Here is a 17905-nt window from a genome sequence, read left to right as displayed (position 1 = left end):
TAGCTTAAATTATATAATTTAAGCTAACGAATAATTTATAGAAAAGTTATAGCTATAAATATTAATTATTCTTCTTGTTGATATTTGACTCTAGATAGAGCACTATCAACAGCAATTTGCTGATCTCTTTTTGTTATCCAATGATGATAGGTTTTTGTATGTATTGACACTGAGTGACCCATCATTTTTGCAGCTACAGTATTTGGTAGGCCTATTAAGATTGTCCTAACTGCCCATGCATGTCTTAAATCATAGGGGGTAAAAGATATTTTATATCTTCTAAATTGTTCAGATACTCTTCTTCCTATATGTTGAAGAGTTGTCTCTTTTAGATCTGTTTTAATATCTGGGAGCAAAGATGAAGTATCAGTTATCTTGTCTAGCTCAAATAAACCAACCCATTCAGGATGAAATGGCCAAATTTGATGCTCTCCTGTTTTTGTATTTGGAAAAACTCGAAGTATTTTATCCCCATCTTTCTTTAAACAAGATAAGTCACTAAAAAAGACTTCGTGATTTCTAAGCCCATAGGTTGCCATTAACCCAAAAACAAATCTCCATTTTGGATTTGGTATTAATTGAAAGCTATTAATGATTTCTTCATCACTAGGTAATTCTCTAAAATTAGATTCATGTATTCCATAACCACTTTGAAGTTGTTTCCAGTTCTCAGGTAGCTTTAATTTAAGGTGTCTAGATAGAGCACTTAAAGCAATTCCACATTGTTGCCTGCTCCTTGAATTTTCTTTATAACTTAAAAGGATTTTCACTAGAAGATCCTCGTTTAATTCAAGAGTAGATTTATGACTTAATATCATTAATCTGTTCATGTATGGTTTGTAAGCAGACTGCCAAGTACTTATCATTCCTGCAGATGATTTGCTCCTGGATGTATCAGAAAAAAATTGTCTTTTAAAGCTTTCTATTTCATTGCTTACTAATGTTTTATTAGTCTTTGTTGATGAGAGGGCTTTTTCTTTAATCCAATTAGACCAGCAAAATTGATTTTTTTTAAGTTGAAAATCAATTAATTCTATAGCTTTTCTAGCCTCTTCTAGACCGGTAATGTTGTGTGGAAGTTTAAGACTTATTCTTTGAACTTTAGAAAGATTATGAGATTTCTTATCTGGCAAAGAACCACGAATGTTTAAAACTTTACCCCTTTTCTCAATCCTTAGATTGATTCCCTTTGATTCAAGGTCTTGGTTGATATCTAGTAACTTTTGATTCTCGTCCATGATCCTGTAAATTTAGTTAGCTTTACTTTGATATGGGTTTGTATAACCTTTTATAAGGAGTTTTTTCTAAAATGGCTCGGGTTGGTGTCCTCTTATTAAATCTCGGAGGTCCTGAGAGGATTAAGGACGTTGGACCATTTTTGTATAATTTATTTTCTGATCCAGAGATAATTCGTTTACCAGTACGTGCTTTTCAAAAACCTCTGGCTTGGCTCATAAGCTTGTTAAGAAGTAGTAAATCACAAGAGGCTTATAGATCGATTGGGGGAGGATCACCTTTACGTCGTATTACCGAGCAGCAGGCAAGAGAACTTCAAAGCTATCTTAGAAATATAGGAATAGACGCTACTACTTATGTTGCGATGAGGTATTGGCATCCATTCACTGAGTCGGCTGTAGCTGATATGAAGGCTGACGGTGTTAGCGAAGTTGTTGTTTTACCTCTTTATCCTCATTTTTCTATAAGTACAAGTGGATCCAGTTTTAGAGAATTGAAAAGATTAAAAGATGGTGACTCTGAGTTTGCAAAATCATCAATTCGCTGTATTCGTAGTTGGTTTGATCACCCAGCCTATGTTTCTTCAATGGCTGAATTAATAAAGAAACAAATCTTGGCTTGTGATTTACCCCAAGAGGCCCACATTTTTTTTACCGCACATGGTGTTCCTAAAAGCTATGTAGAAGAAGCCGGTGATCCTTATCAGGATCAAATACAGAACTGTTCACTTTTGATTATTGACCAGATTGAAAATTCGCTAGGATTTAGTAATTCATTCTCACTTGCTTATCAAAGCAGAGTAGGTCCAGAAGAGTGGCTAAAACCATATACCGAAGAAGTATTAGAAAAACTTGGGGAATCGGGCGTTAAGGAACTTGTCGTGGTCCCAATAAGTTTTGTCAGTGAGCATATTGAAACTCTTCAAGAGATTGATATTGAGTACAAAGAAATTGCTCAGAAAAATGGAATTGTTAATTTTAAAAGAGTTCCAGCCCTTGATACCTATCCGTTGTTTATTGAAGGATTGGCAGATCTAGTTTCTTCTTGCTTAAACGGCGAGGGGATTAGTTTAGAGGAGGCTTCAAAGTTGCCTGAAAGAGTAAAACTTTATCCTCAAGAGAAATGGCAATGGGGTTGGAATAACAGCTCTGAAGTTTGGAATGGAAGAGTTGCAATGATTGTTTTTCTTTGTTTTATGATGGAATTAATAATTGGGGGTGGACCTTTACACCAAATAGGTTTGCTTTAAAGACTTAAAATTACTAATTGTTTTGACTAATTTGATAATCAGCTTGCTATTAAAACTTAGAGAATTAAATTAAATCTTTGCTTAATTTAGTTTAATTGAAATTATGCATACTAAGATTTATTGTTAGTTTAGATTTTCTTTTGCCGTGACCCTGACTTCTACACCTAATCAAATAGGAGATTCAGGAACGCAAACTCAAAATGAGATGTCAGGAGCTGATGCCTTGATGGATTCTCTTCGTAGGCATGGTGTAGATACTATTTTTGGTTATCCAGGCGGAGCGATCCTCCCAATATATGACGCGGTTTTCAAAGCAGAACAAGAGGGGTGGTTGAAACATATTCTTGTTCGGCATGAGCAAGGTGGAACTCACGCCGCTGATGGTTTTGCTAGAGCGACTGGGAAAGTAGGTGTTTGTTTTGGTACATCAGGTCCTGGGGCTACGAATCTAGTCACAGGAATAGCTACTGCTCAGATGGATTCAGTACCTCTAGTCGTCATTACAGGACAAGTCCCTAGACCTGCTATTGGTACTGATGCTTTTCAAGAAACAGATATTTTTGGGATAACACTTCCAATTGTTAAACATTCATGGGTCGTAAGAGATCCATCTGAAATTGCAAAAGTTGTAGCTCAAGCTTTTCTTATTGCCTCATCGGGCAGACCAGGACCTGTTTTGATTGATATACCAAAAGATGTTGGACAAGAGATGTTTAAATATCTTCCTGTTGAGCCAGGTTCAATAAAACCACCAGGCTTTGAACTGCCATTCGCGCCAGAACACAAAGCCATAAGTGCGGCCCTAGATTTAATTGAAAATGCTGAGCAACCACTCCTTTACGTTGGTGGGGGAGTTATTTCTTCGGGGGCACATGAAAGTCTTGCAGCCATTGCTAATAGATTTCAAATACCCGTAACAACAACTTTGATGGGAAAAGGTGCGTTTGATGAACGCGAGCCTTTATCTGTTGGGATGCTTGGGATGCATGGAACAGCTTATGCCAACTTTGCTGTGACTGAATGTGATTTGTTGATTGCCATTGGAGCAAGATTTGACGACAGAGTTACAGGTAAATTGGATACTTTCGCTCCTAATGCAAAAGTAATTCATTTTGAGATTGATCCGGCTGAAATAAATAAAAATAGAGTAGTTGAAGTCTCAGTATTGGGTGATGTTGGAATAAGCCTTGTAAAATTATTAGATCTCAGTAATCAAAGGAAAATAAATCCAAGAACTTCTAATTGGATTGAAAAAATTAAAAACTGGAAAAATAATTTTCCTTTGACAACTCCCCCTAAAGAAGGAGAAATTTATCCACAGGAAGTATTGATTGCGTTAAGAGATTTGGCGCAAGATGCTTACATCACGACTGATGTGGGACAACATCAGATGTGGGCAGCTCAATATTTGTTGAATGGACCAAGACAATGGATTAGCAGTGCTGGACTTGGAACAATGGGTTTTGGAATGCCTGCTGCAATGGGAGTCAAAGTTGCTTTGCCTAAGGAGCAAGTAATTTGTATCGCAGGTGATGCAAGTATCCTCATGAACATTCAGGAACTTGGAACAATTGCTCAATATAAGTTGAATATAAAAGTAATTATCATCAACAATCATTGGCAAGGGATGGTTAGACAATGGCAAGAAAGTTTTTATGATGAACGATATTCGGCATCTAACATGTCAGTTGGGGAACCTGACTTTATTTCGCTATCAAAGGCTTTTGGGATTGAGGGCATTGTGATTTCTGAAAGAGAGAATCTAATTCCTGAGCTTAAGAAAGCAATGGCGAATGAAGGACCAGTTCTTGTTAACGTAAATGTAAGAAAAGGTGAAAATTGTTACCCCATGGTGCCACCCGGAAAAAGTAATGCTCAAATGGTTGGTATACCTGATATTAAGAAATAATTTAAAAAGTTTTTTATGAATAAAATTTTTTCAAAGATCTTAATATTATTTATTTCTTTTTTATGTTTTTATTCGGAAGTTTTTGCAGCTGAAATTTTGCAAGTTACTAGTTCGTCTGTTTTGCTGATCGGAGATCATAATCGTACCTATACTGTTAAATTAGCATGTACAGAAGTCAGCCCAGAGTTAGAAGAAAAATCTGTTAAGTGGCTCAAAAAACAACTACCAAGACATACAAAAGTCAATCTAAAACCTAAAGGATCAGTCGATGGTGTGCTGGTTGCTAAAGTTATTCCTTTTGATAGCAATGTTGATATAGCTGAGAAATATATAAACGAGGGATTAGCCAGAGAAAAATGCTAAATTAATTATAAAATTCTATTAACCAATGATTATGAATATATACAACTCCATTGTCTTGAATTGGTTTTATCTCTTCTGAAAGAATTAAATAGTTTTGGATTTGAGAATGTGCAGATTCTATTTAGATTTATTTGATTTTGTTTAATACCTTCTTTAAACAATTGTAAAATGGCGGCAGCTTGTATATCAATAAGTATTTTATTAGGGTTGGAATCTTCTTTGAATAAGGGAATCATTTCTTCTCCTTTGATTTCTCTTATGTATAAACTTTTTTCCATAAAGCTGCTACCTGTAAGTTGAACAATTAAACCTTCAACATCTTTTTTTTCAACTTGATATTTATCTCCTGTGATAGAAGGCCCTATGGCAATAATTAAATTATTTTTCTTAGAACCGATTTCTTCTAATTTTTTTAATGTCTTTGAGATTATTTGCTTTTTAATACCTTTTAATCCAGAATGACAAGCTGCTATATTTCTGGTCTTTATATCAGCGATAAGTATAGGAATACAATCTGCTGTGTATATCCATAAGCTTTGATATTGCTCTTTCGTTATTAAGCAATCAGCAATTTTAGGCTTTAAATTTGATTTATTATCTACTTGAATTACTTTATCACTATGTACTTGCTGCGCATAATGAATATTAGAAAATAGATTCAGTTTGTTTTGTAATTCCATAGGCTTATTATTGTTTAATCTTTTCGTGAAGAATGCATGTGTGAAACTATTTTCTGTTAATAGATCAGATTGAAAAAAATTAATTTCCTTATAAGTTAATAACCTCATATTTCTAAGATACTCTTTATGCCGAGAAATCTATTTGAACTTTGTAGTTAGAGTAAATTGTTAAATTTCTCCAATATCCTTTAGCATCCAAAAACCGTCTAGAGAATTTTCTTCGGGACTTTTTTGAACTGAAATAAATTGAAGTCCATCTGCCTCTAGTTTCGTATTTAGAAAATTATTTTCAATAGCTTTTTTTGCTTCTTCTTCAACATCAGTAACTAACCATCTATCAGCTTGTCCTGCTTCCAAAATTATTTGAGTACCTTCTATTAAAAGCTTTGCGGGTTCAAGTCCCCCAAGCCAAGCGGCAAGTGCTAAGGACCTTTTTTGACTAAATAGCCTAATGCCTGGGATAGAAACATTTTGATTGATTGAATCTTTTATGGGAATTAAATTGGAAAACTCTATTTTCCATTCATCAGCTTCTCTAAGTGTATTGAGAGAAAGTGAAGCAAAGCTCCAAGAATCTCCCCTTACTTCCTCCGGTAATGGTATGGCTTGGTTTGTGATTGGGTTTGATGGAGGGGCAAGATTAACGCCTGTATATCCTTTTTGCTGAGGATAAAAAGTCCTTTCTCTGTTTATAAGCCATTCAATCAATGAATATGTTCTTCTGCTGGAAATAAGTTCAATTCCGATTTGATCTGCTGCACGCTTTATCATTGTTTTCATAGAGGACCGCCAACAGCGAATAACGGAAGGCTTATCCCAACCTTGTGAATAAGCTTCTTCAATTGCTTCTTCTAATGCATCTTTTAACCAGATAGAATTAACACTTGATGCTGGACATATTTTTTCCCATTTAAAAGTTTTTATATCATTGAAATTATTTGTAGATGTAATTAATAACTCCCATCTTTTTTTACCATTTTCATCAATTATGGGGCGGGAATAAAAATCTATTTCCCAGTCTGCTTTTTTTAAATTAGATTTTTTTGAATCAATCACAATTTTTTTTCTTCAATAGAAATTTATGAGGATAGTTTTTTTTCTTGTTCTTCTTTTTTATTATCAACTTTTTCTTTATTCAAACTATTTCGAGCTTTAACTGCTCGCTCATCCGCTTCTTCCATTACTTTTGCTTTGTCAGTAATAAGCTCTCCGGGAGGACCCTCCAAAAGAGCTGTATTCAATCCAATTCGTCCCCGTGAAGGATCTAAATCAGTTATCAAAGCTTTGATAGATTCACCTGTTTGAAAAACTTCTCTAAGGCTTCTCATGCTTCCGTTGGTCACCATTGAATGATGCAATAATCCACTAACGCCCTTCAAATCAACAAAGAATCCATAAGGTTTTATGGTTAATATTTCACCTTCTATTAATTGTCCAATTTCTAATTCCGAAAATCTTGAAGCAATTGCAGCTTTCTTTTCGGAGAGAACAAGTTTTCTTCTCTCAGGATTTACTTCTAAAAAAGCAGTGTTAATTGTTTTTGAAACAAGAGATTGATGATCCTCTCCATTTTCAAGTTGTGACCTTGGAATAAAACCTCTTAATCCTTCGAAGTCGCAAGTAACCCCCCCACGGTTAAAACCATTTATTTTGACTCGGATGACTTTCCCTTCTTTTGCAAGGTTTTGAACTTTGTCCCAGCTTTTTCTTAGCTCTAATGCTCTGCAACTAATTGTTACCATCCCATCTGCATTTTGTTCCCTGGTAACAAGCACTTCGACTTGTAAACCTTTGGGAAAGCGCTCTTTTAAATTTGTAATTACACCCAGACCACATTCATTTTTAGGCATAAATCCAGGAGCTTTGCCCCCTATGTCTACATAAATGCCATCACTTTCAATTGCAATAACTGAACCTTTTGCAATTTCTCCAGTGGTGCCGATTGGTTGATTCTCTTCTAATGCTGCTAAAAATTCGTCTTCATCAAAATCAAATTCATCAACTGTTCTACTTTTTTGTTCAAAAATATTTTGATCTTCAAAAGCCTCAATATTTTTATAGTCGGAATTATTTTCAGATCTCAGAACATCTTCCATAGTCGTTGCTTTGAAATTATCGGTAGATTCTTCTGGAATTAATTTTTTCTTTTCAGGAGCTTTCTTTAGGTGAAAAATTTCTTTTTGATCTAGAACGTTTTCCTCAAATCTTTTATCTTTGGATTGATTTGAAATATCTTTCTCAGATGATCCTTTATCAATGATGTTTTCTTCAGTCTTCCGACTGATGTGCATAACCTGTAATGGCTTCCGCGGAGCATTTGCTGCCGGTCTGGGGGGAGTAGCTTTTTTAGGCTGAGAATCTGACCCGGCCATAATACCCTTGTAATAAGTTAAACATTCTTACAGTCAAGGGTAAGTTGTTTTTTAATTATTAGGAGATTTCTATCATTTTTCAAACTCGTCGATTTGAGCATTTGACCTGGCCTGAAGCGTCTAAAGCCGCTTCAGCTAAAGGATCTACATTGGTTTGGCCTTTTGGGGCATGTGAACAACATGGACCTCATTTACCTTTAATTACTGATACTTTTTTTGCTGAAAATATTTTATTTAAGACACTTGAAAGTTTGCCAGCAGAAATGCCGATATGGATGATGCCAAGCCAGTCAATTGGCTTCTCTCCTGAGCATCAATCTTTCCCAGGAACTTTATCCTTATCAGCAGATGTTTTACTTTCACTAGTTACTGATGTCGGTAAGCAAATAGCCACTATGGGATTCACAAGATTAGTCTTCTTTAATGCTCATGGAGGACAAATAGGGCTTTTGCAAGCTGTTTCAAGGCAACTAAGGATTCAATGTCCTTCCTTAGCCGTATTGCCTTGTTTCCTTTGGAGTGGCGTCCCAGGTTTAGATGAGCTCCTACCTCAGAAAGAAGTTGAGGAAGGACTTCACGCTGCTTTGGCTGAAACAAGTCTTATGTTGCACATGGATAAAGATTTGATTCAAAATGACTCTTATCTAGAAAAAAAAGAAACAGATCAAGAAATAATTTCTACTCCAAAGGGGTGGAGCCTTGAAGGTGCATCACCATGTGCATGGCTTACAGAAGATTTGAGCTCATCTGGAGTTATTGGAGATGCTAGTGCTTCAAATTCTGAATTGGGTGCCGCTTTGGAAAATGCACTAATAGATCATTGGAAGTCCCTGTTTATAAGCCTTTTGGGGAGTGATTGGCCGCCAACTATGTCAAAAAGACCTATTTCTAGCAGTTAAGATGTGGTAACTGAACTACCATTTTGCAATTAATTCTGTAAGATCACTCAGATTGATAAATTTCTAATAGATCTATGCAAGCTCTTGCATCCGACAATTTAACCGTAGAGAAAGAAGAGTTATGTGCTGACTCTCTTCCGGATTTCACCTCAGAATCCTACAAAGATGCATATAGCAGAATTAATGCAGTTGTAATTGAAGGTGAGCAAGAGGCTTATGCGAATTTTCTAGATCTCGCAAAGTTGATCCCTGAGCATGCAGATGAACTTGTGAGATTAGGGAAGATGGAGAAAAAGCATATGAATGGTTTTTGCGCTTGTGGAAGAAATCTTGCCGTAAAGCCAGATATGCCTTTTGCGAAAACCTTTTTCTCAAGACTCCATAATAATTTTTTAGAGGCTTTTAAAGTTGGAGATACAACTACTTGTCTTCTGATTCAATGCATTTTAATTGAATCTTTTGCAATATCTGCTTACCACGTTTACATCCGCGTTGCTGATCCTTTTGCAAAAAGAATTACAGAAGGTGTTGTTCAAGATGAATATTTGCACTTGAACTATGGTCAAGAATGGCTCAAAGCTAATCTTAAGACGGTCAAAAAAGATCTTATGAAGGCTAATAAAGAAAATTTGCCTCTTATAAAATCAATGCTGGATGAAGTTTCAAATGACGCAGAAGTACTTCATATGGACAAGGAAGAGTTAATGGAGGAATTTATGATTGCTTATCAAGATTCCCTTCTTGAAATAGGTCTTGACAACAGAGAAATTGCTAGAATGGCTCTTGCAGCAGTGATATAAAGGTTTTTAAATTTATATTTTTTCACCTTCATCTATTCCTCAAGAACTTTAAGTTCTTGAGGAATTCTTTTTTTTGTGACCTTGGTGGTCTAACCTTCATTCTTGGATAAATATTTAGTTTCAATTTTGACCTTGCTTGCTTCCAAATGTTTGGGCTAATTGGACATTCAACAAGTTTTGAAGATGCCAAGCGAAAGGCATTGGACTTGGGCTATGACCATATTGCTGAAGGGGATTTGGATGTTTGGTGTACTGCTCCTCCTCAGTTGGTAGAGCATGTGAAAATTGTAAGTGCGATCGGAAAGACAATTGAGGGAGCTTATATCGACTCTTGTTTTGTCCCTGAGATGCTAAGTCGCTTTAAAACTGCAAGAAGAAAAGTTTTGAATGCGATGGAGTTAGCTCAAAAGAAAGGGATAAGTATCACTGCTCTTGGTGGATTCACATCAATAATCTTTGAGAATTTTAATTTGCTTCAAAATCAACAAGTTAGAAATACGACACTTGATTGGCAAAGATTTACTACTGGTAATACTCATACTGCTTGGGTTATTTGTAGGCAGTTAGAGCAAAATGCACCTCGAATAGGAATTGATTTAAGTAAATCAAAAGTTGCTGTTGTCGGAGCTACGGGTGATATTGGCAGTGCCGTGTGTAGGTGGCTTACAAGTCGAACTGGTGTCTCAGAACTTCTCCTAGTAGCTAGACAGCAAAAACCTTTAATTGAACTTCAATCTCAACTTGGAGGAGGGAGAATTCTTAGCCTTGATGAAGCTTTACCCGAGGCAGATATTGTAATTTGGGTTGCAAGTATGCCCAAAACCTTAGAAATTGACCCATCTAAAATTAAACGACCCTGCTTGATGATTGATGGCGGATATCCTAAAAATCTAGGTGAGAAGTTTTCAGGACCTGGTATACATGTCTTAAAAGGTGGAATAGTTCAATTTTTTAAAGATATTGGTTGGAGCATGATGGAGTTAGCTGAGATGGACAATCCTAAAAGAGAAATGTTTGCTTGTTTTGCTGAGGCAATGATTCTTGAATTCGAAAACTGCCATACAAATTTCAGTTGGGGTAGGAACAATATCACTCTTGAAAAGATGGATTTTATAGGCCAAGCCTCTCAGAGGCACGGATTTTCTGCTGTTGGCTTGAAAACAAATATTCAGACTTTAACCGTCTGAATATTTGAATATTTGGTTATTTTTCTATGGCTAGACGTTTTCTTCTCGAATTTGAAAAACCTCTTGTTGAATTAGAGAATCAGATTGATCAAATCAGAGAATTGGCAAGGGATTCAGAGGTTGATGTAAGTCAACAACTTCTGCAATTAGAGACTCTTGCTGCAAGAAGGCGAGAAGAAATATTTAATGCACTCACTCCAGCTCAAAAGATTCAAGTAGCTAGACATCCTCAAAGGCCTAGCACACTTGATTACATCCAGATGTTTTGTGATGACTGGGTCGAATTACATGGAGACCGAAACGGGACTGATGATCAAGCTCTCATAGGAGGGTTGGCTCGAATCGGTGAAAAATCTGTTCTTCTCATTGGACAACAAAAAGGTAGAGATACAAAAGAGAATGTTGCAAGAAATTTTGGCATGGCAAAGCCTGGAGGCTATAGAAAGGCTTTAAGGCTTATGGATCATGCAGATCGCTTCAACCTGCCAATAATCTGTTTTATAGATACTCCTGGCGCTTATGCAGGGCTCATAGCGGAAGAGCAAGGCCAGGGAGAGGCAATCGCAGTGAATTTGCGAGAAATGTTTAGGCTTAAAGTTCCCATAATTGCAACTGTCATTGGAGAAGGTGGCTCTGGGGGCGCTCTTGGTATAGGTGTTGCAGATAGGTTGCTTATGTTTGAACATAGTGTTTACACAGTTGCAAGCCCTGAAGCTTGTGCTTCGATTTTATGGAGGGATGCTGGTAAGGCTCCTGAGGCAGCATCAGCATTAAAAATTACTGGCCCTGACCTTATGAAGTTAGGAATTGTTGATGAGGTTCTAAAAGAGCCTTCTGGGGGGAATAATTGGGCTCCGCTTCAGGCTGGAGAGACTTTGAAAAATGCTCTTGAGAAGCATTTATCCGAATTATTAGCTTTATCCACTAGGGAATTAAGAGACAATAGATATTCCAAATTTAGAAAAATGGGAAAATATTTGGAATCTCAGTCTATCGAAAGTGAAATTTCAGTTTAAAGTTTTAATGTTTGCTTCTAACTTTCTTGTCAACAGTATTAATTACGGGTGCTTCTAGAGGAATTGGAAGAGCAACAGCTAAAGCTTTTGCTGATTCTGGATGGGATTTACTACTCTTAGCCAGATCTGAAGATGATCTCGAAAGACTTGTCGAAGAAATTGATAATAAAAAAATCAAGGTTTTCTACAAATCAATTGATTTAAGTAATCCCCAAAATATATCTAAGGGAATAGTTGAATTAATGAATAATGGTTTTACTCCCTCAGTTTTAATAAATAATGCTGGAGTCGCTTGGACTGGAGATCTTTTGTCTATGCCACTTGAAAAATGGGAATGGATTATGCAAATGAATCTCACCAGTATTTTTCAGGTTTGCTCTGAAGTGGTTCCGTTAATGAGAAAAAAAGGAGGATTAGTTATCAACGTTAGTAGTCATGCTTCTAGAAATGCTTTCCCACAATGGGGAGCCTATTGTGTCTCAAAAGCAGCTTTGGCAAGTTTTACCAAATGCTTAGCAGAAGAAGAACGTAAGAATTTAATACGAGCATGCACACTTACACTTGGATCAGTAAATTCATCTCTTTGGGATTCTGATACCGTCGGTATGGAATTTGATAGGAATTCAATGCTTTCAGTTGATCAAGTGGCATTTGAACTTTTACATCTTGCTAATCAGCCAAGTAATCAAATTATTGAGGATATAACTCTGATGCCTTCTTCAGGAGCATTTTGATTTTTGGCAGACTGGTAAATTACTCATTAATTTTGTTCTCTTATCTTGCGAACAAGAGATTCAACTTTTTTAAGATCTTTAATACCTGGAGATACTTCTAGTCGACTTGAGGCATCAATCCAATCTGGTCTAATTTTCGAAAAGATTTCAGGTATTATTTCAGCTGATATTCCACCAGCTAAGATCCAAGGAGCTTTAAAAGTTTTGTTGAATAAGAACTCTTTTGGCACTCTTTTCCCAGTCCCTCCAAGGGACTTGTTATCCCATGCGTCTAATAGAATAGCATCAACATCTTTCTCGTATTGACTTATAATTTTTAAATCATTAATGGATTTTAATCTGAAGGCTTTCCATAATTTAATTGTTGGAAATTCATTCTTTAATTCACGACAATAATCAACTGATTCATGACCATGTAGCTGGATTACTGATGGTGGATTCGATCTATTATTTATACATTTTATTGTTTCTAACTTTTCATTTGCAATAACAAATACTTTTTCAATTTCTGAAGAAACTTTTTCTACTTCATTAAAAATTTTTATACACTCTTCTTCAGCTACAAAACGAGGCGAATTTTTAACACCTATAACTCCAATAGCATTTATTTTGAATTGTGCGATAGATTTTGCTTGTGAGGTCGTTGTTATGCCACAAATTTTGATTGCTGTTGATTTTTTAGAAGTAGATTTTCTGATCATTATCAGAACTTTTATTAGGATTGATTGAAATGGATTTTACTGAGAACTTGGAGGTCTTTAAACTTGGTTAGTTGGGAAGTTATGAAAATCAAAGGTATCCCTTTAAGGATCCATCCTAGTTGGTTTTTGGTTTTCTTATATTTTACTTTGTCAGCAAGAGATCAGTTTGAGACGCTTTTGGATGGTCAAGCATCTATGTGGAATGGATGGCTTATTGGTGCTTTTACATCAGTTCTTTTGTTCTTATCTGTTTTATTGCACGAATTAGCTCATTCCTTTGTAGCAATGGGAGAAGGTCTAAAAGTTAGAGACATAACACTTTTTTTTCTTGGAGGAATGGCAAATCTTGAAAATGAATGTCAAACTTCAAAAGGAAGTTTGAAAATCGCAATTTCAGGACCAATTGTCAGTCTCTTATTAGCTTTTTTAATGATTTTATTAAGTAATAATTTGTCAGTATCAAATATTATTTTTTCTAATTTATTTAAGCAGGTTGGGAGTCTTAATCTTTTGATAGGAGTATTTAATTTACTTCCGATAATTCCTCTTGATGGAGGTGTAATATTAAAATCTTTAATATGGTATTTTACAGGGAGTAAAAGGAAAGGTATTAAAGTTGCAATAGCCTCTGCAAGATTAATTTCTTTTCTTTCTATCTTTATTGGTATTTTTAGTTTACTTAATGGCAGATTTTATGTTTCAATTTGCTTATTAGTAATTGGATTATTTATTTTTACTTCATCTAAGTCACAGAGTCAAATTATTAAAATTCAAAAGATATTATCAGAATTATATGTCAATCAAGTCTGTGGTCGATCATATAGGGTTCTGGAAGATGATTCGCCTGTGAGAGTTTTATCTAAATTTAATTCATTAAATAAAGATAATTTTTCTAAAGAAGAATGGATTCTTTTATTTAGAGAAGGTAGATGGGTTGGTTATGTTAACGAAAAAATCTTGAAGAATATTTCTGTACAAAATTGGGATAAAAAGTTTCTTTATGAGTTTTCATTACCTATTGATGATTTACCATCAATTAGTGAAAAAGAATCATTATGGAAGGCAATAATTAAATTAGAAAAAACAAAAGAGGCAAGACTTCTTGTCCTTTCAGTAGCTGGTCTTCCTATTGGAACTTTAGATAGAGTAGATTTAGGGAAAGCAGTACTTGAAAACATCGGATTAAATATTCCTGATCAATTAATTAAAGTTGCAAGAAAAGAGAATATATATCCAATTGGTCTGAATCTGCCTACCATAGCAAAATCAATGATTTCGTTTGATCTAGAAGAGGATCAAAATTGATGTATTTTTTCGAAATTATCTATAGCTAAACGATTTATCATTTCTTTATCTTTTTTATCTAATTTATAATTAGAAAACTTTAGATTTGGCCAGGTTTTAATTAACGATTCTTTTAAAAACTTTATAATTTTATCTTTTTCTTTAATTTCATTTTTTATACTTGGTGGACCAATATTAAAGACTTTTTTCCATAATTGTTTTGAAGGCTCCATTAATATCTCTCCATGCTGAAGTAAGTGTCCCTTTTTCCAGTACTGAGCACTACCAATATATTTGTTTTTGTTTTCATCAACTAAATCAGCCAATGTTGAATTAGAAAAACAATTACTCGTAGATATATTTACGGATTGATTACCAAAAAACAAATCCACCCCAGCTTTTTTTATTCCATTTTTTAGCCATTGAGTCGTCTTTAAGTATGATTCTTTTTTCTTCCTGGGTGGGTCTTTCCATATTAGTGCGTAAGTCAGCCCTCCGCTATGAAGAACAGCGTTTCCGCCACTGGGCCTTCTTACAATTTTTAATTGTTCAGTTTTTAAAAGTTTAAGCCATTTTCTGGGGAGTTCTTTTTGATGTTTGCCAATCGATAGCCAATTTCCATCCCATGTATAAAAACGTATTGCCATAAAAAAATCTTTATCAGTAAATGACTTCTCTAGCAGGAAGAGATCAATTGCCATTTGCTCTGGTCCACTTAATTCAAGAGGATCTAAATAAAGGACTTCTTCTTGAGTATTCATGTTGATTTTTAGTTATATGTAATAAAATCTTTTAAGAAGCAATTTAAATATCATGAACTTTTAGTCTAAGGATAGTTAAAACTGTTTAATTAAACTTTGACGAAAAGTATTCTGATAAAAGATTTATTTAATTTCTTAGAAAACTTATTCTCTCAAAATTCTACTTTGACTTCTTTTGCTGCATTTATAAATGCAGCAAAAGAAGTCAAAGAATTGATTCCCTTATTAATTAAGTTAATATGAAAAAAATTGGGGGATTTTCATTTAATTTTGGGACAACCTCAACTAATTGAAGAGCCAGTCAGAAGGGAGCGTTCAAGAAAAATCAGGAAGAGCATTCCTTCTGCAAATAAAAAGATCGATACTTTTTCTAAAGTTTCTGAATTTCAGAAAGAAGAAGTTAGGCGAGAACTTTTATATAGTTATGTGGGATTAATTTTGAAATTTGGATTATTGATTGTATTTGCAACTAGTCTCGTGAACTTAGGACTTGCATCTCATCAACGTGTTAATAGAAATCTGGAGTTGTCATATCTTTTAGAGAAAGAATCGAGAAAACTTCAAAAGTTAAGACTACGCTTTGATGAAATATTTACTAATGGTGGAGAACAAAGTTTTTTTAAGGAGCAAGATCAGTGGATTACTCCAAATAGTGTCAGAGTTATCTGGCGATGAGTAACTTTGCTTCCCTTCGGTTTAGATTTGTCTTTGAAAATTGATTAAAAATAGTTTTTACTGAAGAAGATGGCTCTAGTTCAAGCGGCACCAGGAACTGTCTTAATTACTGGAACAACGTCAGGAGTTGGACTGTATGCAACAAAATCCTTGGTAGAGAGAGGATGGAGAGTCATTACGGCAAATAGATCTTCATTGAGAGCTGAAGCTTCTGCCTCAGCAGTTGGCTTGCCTATTAACAGTCCAAGACAACTAAAACATATACAAATTGATCTTGGCGATTTAGATAGTGTTCGCAATGGGGCTAAAACTCTTCTAGAGGATTTGGAACAACCATTAGATGCTTTGGTTTGTAATGCTGCTGTTTATCTCCCACGTTTAAAAAAACCTTTGAGATCTCCTCAGGGATATGAAATATCAATGGCAACTAATCATTTTGGACATTTTTTATTAATTCAGTTGCTATTAGAAAATCTTAGTAAGTCATCAAGACCAGTCTGGAAGGGGAGGTCTTGGGGGGTGGAATCATCTAGGGTAGTTATTTTAGGAACTGTAACTGCTAACAATAAAGAACTTGGCGGGAAAATCCCAATCCCAGCTCCTGCTGATCTTGGAAATCTATCTGGCTTTGAAGAAGGGTTTTGCGAACCCATATCAATGGCCAGTGGTAAACGTTTTAAACCAGGTAAAGCCTATAAAGACAGTAAGTTATGCAATATGATTACAACCCAAGAATTACATAGGCGATTTAATTCTTCTCCAATTCTTTTTAGCTCTCTTTACCCTGGATGTGTAGCCAATACAAGATTATTTAGAAATACTCCTAAACTTTTTCAGTGGTTGTTCCCATGGTTTCAGAAATTAATAACTGGCGGTTTTGTAAGTGAGGCGCTAGCTGGCGATAGGGTAGCCCAAGTCGTTTCAGATCCTCAATTTGCTATTTCTGGCGTTCATTGGAGCTGGGGTAATAGACAACGCAAAAATAGACAACAATTTTCACAAGAATTGTCCGATCGAGTGACAGATCCAGTGACTTCTAGAAAAGTTTGGGAATTATCTATGGAATTAGTTGGTCTGAAATAAACCTTCAACTAGTTATTTAGTCAAATCCAAGTAGATCAAATATTTCACGGTCTTTTAAAGGTTCTGCTTGAAGAGGCTCAACCTTGTCGATCATCTTTTGTGCTAGTGAAAGATATTCATTTTGACATTCAAGTACACCATCTTCTGAGGAGTCCATCTCGAAAATTGTGCATTTCTTAAGTCTTGATCTACGTATTGCATCAACGTTTTGGAAATGAGCCATAGTTTTTAGCCCTGTTTCTTTGTTGAATTTTTCTATTTGATCCAATTCTGCAGAACGATTAGCAATCACTCCGCCAAGGCGAACTTTGTAGTTCTTCGCTTTAGCGTTAATTGCAGCAACTATTCGATTCATCGCAAAAATAGAATCGAAATCATTAGCAGTAACGATTAAACAATAGTTGGCGTGCTGTAGTGGGGCTGCAAAGCCTCCACAAACAACGTCTCCAAGCACATCAAAAATAACAACATCCGTATCTTCTAAAAGATGATGCTCTTTAAGAAGTTTGACCGTTTGACCTGTTACATACCCTCCGCATCCTGTCCCCGCTGGTGGCCCACCACTCTCAACACACATCACACCATTGAATCCTTCAAACATGAAGTCTTCAGGTCTTAGTTCTTCGCTGTGGAAATCTACTTCTTCAAGAATATCGATAACAGTGGGCACCATCTTATGTGTGAGGGTGAAAGTGCTGTCATGCTTAGGGTCACAACCAATTTGAAGAACTTTCTTGCCAAGCTTTGAAAACGCAGCTGACAAATTTGACGAAGTAGTTGATTTTCCAATGCCTCCCTTGCCATATACAGCAATTACTAGAGCGCCTTCTTGTATTTGAACTTTTGCATCCTGTTGAACTTGGACACTACCTTCCCCATCAGGTTTACGAGCTAAAGTCGATGTCATTAATCTTTTTCTTTCGAAAGTCCTTGATTTATATTCTTGCAGGCAAATA

General features: G+C 35.5%; 18 protein-coding genes. 11 read left to right on the top strand and 7 right to left on the bottom strand.

All coding sequences use genetic code 11. The features are described 5' to 3' along the window. Positions 1-65: 65 nt before the first annotated feature. Complete coding sequence (locus SIB75_RS08095; RefSeq protein WP_413682764.1) at positions 66-1238, bottom strand: site-specific integrase; 1173 nt, start codon at positions 1236-1238, stop codon at positions 66-68. A gap of 71 nt (positions 1239-1309) precedes the next feature. Between SIB75_RS08095 and hemH the strand changes: the two genes are divergently transcribed. The 3 genes from hemH (at position 1310) to SIB75_RS08080 (ending at position 4757) form a co-directional block, all read left to right on the top strand. Then, entirely contained in the window at positions 1310-2485 is a 1176-nt protein-coding gene (gene hemH / locus SIB75_RS08090) for a ferrochelatase (protein ID WP_413682763.1), read from the top strand. Between the two features lie 145 nt (positions 2486-2630). Further along, a complete protein-coding gene (gene ilvB, locus SIB75_RS08085; RefSeq protein WP_413682762.1) occupies positions 2631-4394 on the top strand; it encodes a biosynthetic-type acetolactate synthase large subunit in 1764 nt (587 codons plus the stop codon). Positions 4395-4409: 15 nt separating this feature from the next. Further along, positions 4410-4757, top strand: coding sequence for a nuclease (locus SIB75_RS08080; RefSeq protein WP_413682761.1), 348 nt, complete (start codon positions 4410-4412; stop codon positions 4755-4757). A 29-nt stretch (positions 4758-4786) separates the two neighbouring features. Here SIB75_RS08080 and pgeF read toward each other — a convergent pair whose 3' ends face one another. From pgeF to SIB75_RS08065, 3 genes are all read right to left on the bottom strand, one after another. Continuing rightward, positions 4787-5437: a peptidoglycan editing factor PgeF gene (gene pgeF / locus SIB75_RS08075; protein ID WP_413682760.1), complete on the bottom strand. Its 651-nt coding sequence runs from the start codon at positions 5435-5437 to the stop codon at positions 4787-4789. A gap of 168 nt (positions 5438-5605) precedes the next feature. Continuing rightward, the gene (locus tag SIB75_RS08070) at positions 5606-6493 is read right to left on the bottom strand and encodes a Tab2 family RNA-binding protein (protein WP_413682759.1); all 888 of its coding nucleotides are present in this window, start codon (positions 6491-6493) and stop codon (positions 5606-5608) included. A gap of 23 nt (positions 6494-6516) precedes the next feature. Then, entirely contained in the window at positions 6517-7809 is a 1293-nt protein-coding gene (locus tag SIB75_RS08065; protein WP_413682758.1) for a S1 RNA-binding domain-containing protein, read from the bottom strand. 101 nt (positions 7810-7910) lie between these two features. On the opposite strand from SIB75_RS08065, the gene SIB75_RS08060 reads away from it, so the two are divergent. The 5 genes from SIB75_RS08060 (at position 7911) to SIB75_RS08040 (ending at position 12445) form a co-directional block, all read left to right on the top strand. After that, positions 7911-8708, top strand: coding sequence for a creatininase family protein (locus SIB75_RS08060; protein WP_413682757.1), 798 nt, complete (start codon positions 7911-7913; stop codon positions 8706-8708). Positions 8709-8782: 74 nt separating this feature from the next. Beyond that, the gene (locus SIB75_RS08055) at positions 8783-9508 is read left to right on the top strand and encodes an aldehyde oxygenase (deformylating) (protein WP_413682756.1); all 726 of its coding nucleotides are present in this window, start codon (positions 8783-8785) and stop codon (positions 9506-9508) included. A 146-nt stretch (positions 9509-9654) separates the two neighbouring features. Further along, the gene (locus SIB75_RS08050) at positions 9655-10695 is read left to right on the top strand and encodes a long-chain acyl-[acyl-carrier-protein] reductase (protein WP_413682755.1); all 1041 of its coding nucleotides are present in this window, start codon (positions 9655-9657) and stop codon (positions 10693-10695) included. A 26-nt stretch (positions 10696-10721) separates the two neighbouring features. Next, positions 10722-11711 carry an acetyl-CoA carboxylase carboxyltransferase subunit alpha gene (locus SIB75_RS08045; protein ID WP_413682754.1) on the top strand — a complete coding sequence of 330 codons (990 nt, stop codon included), beginning with the start codon at positions 10722-10724 and terminating at the stop codon, positions 11709-11711. 26 nt (positions 11712-11737) lie between these two features. Continuing rightward, positions 11738-12445, top strand: coding sequence for an SDR family oxidoreductase (locus SIB75_RS08040; RefSeq protein WP_413682753.1), 708 nt, complete (start codon positions 11738-11740; stop codon positions 12443-12445). Positions 12446-12471: 26 nt separating this feature from the next. Here the strand turns inward: SIB75_RS08040 and SIB75_RS08035 are convergent, their stop codons facing one another. Then, positions 12472-13146: a phosphoribosylanthranilate isomerase gene (locus SIB75_RS08035; protein ID WP_413682752.1), complete on the bottom strand. Its 675-nt coding sequence runs from the start codon at positions 13144-13146 to the stop codon at positions 12472-12474. A 63-nt stretch (positions 13147-13209) separates the two neighbouring features. Between SIB75_RS08035 and SIB75_RS08030 the strand changes: the two genes are divergently transcribed. Then, positions 13210-14451, top strand: coding sequence for a site-2 protease family protein (locus SIB75_RS08030; RefSeq protein WP_413682751.1), 1242 nt, complete (start codon positions 13210-13212; stop codon positions 14449-14451). Here the strand turns inward: SIB75_RS08030 and SIB75_RS08025 are convergent. Further along, positions 14442-15191 carry a lipoate--protein ligase family protein gene (locus SIB75_RS08025; protein WP_413682750.1) on the bottom strand — a complete coding sequence of 250 codons (750 nt, stop codon included), beginning with the start codon at positions 15189-15191 and terminating at the stop codon, positions 14442-14444. The genes SIB75_RS08030 and SIB75_RS08025 overlap by 10 nt on opposite strands. Positions 15192-15461: 270 nt before the next feature. Here SIB75_RS08025 and SIB75_RS08020 point away from each other — a divergent pair, with 270 nt between their 5' ends. Together SIB75_RS08020 and SIB75_RS08015 are read left to right on the top strand one after the other, a co-directional pair. Continuing rightward, entirely contained in the window at positions 15462-15866 is a 405-nt protein-coding gene (locus tag SIB75_RS08020) for a hypothetical protein (protein ID WP_413682749.1), read from the top strand. A 69-nt stretch (positions 15867-15935) separates the two neighbouring features. Further along, positions 15936-16949 carry a protochlorophyllide reductase gene (locus SIB75_RS08015; protein WP_413682748.1) on the top strand — a complete coding sequence of 338 codons (1014 nt, stop codon included), beginning with the start codon at positions 15936-15938 and terminating at the stop codon, positions 16947-16949. 16 nt (positions 16950-16965) lie between these two features. On the opposite strand, the gene bchL is transcribed toward SIB75_RS08015, so the two are convergent. Then, complete coding sequence (gene bchL, locus SIB75_RS08010) at positions 16966-17856, bottom strand: ferredoxin:protochlorophyllide reductase (ATP-dependent) iron-sulfur ATP-binding protein (protein WP_413390057.1); 891 nt, start codon at positions 17854-17856, stop codon at positions 16966-16968. Positions 17857-17905: the final 49 nt, after the last annotated feature.

It is taken from the genome of Prochlorococcus sp. MIT 1011 (assembly GCF_047305235.1).
In the GTDB taxonomy this organism is placed as follows: domain Bacteria; phylum Cyanobacteriota; class Cyanobacteriia; order PCC-6307; family Cyanobiaceae; genus Prochlorococcus_B.
The sequence above is the reverse complement of the archived record's forward strand: the minus strand, read 5'-3'. Positions and strand labels throughout refer to the sequence as shown.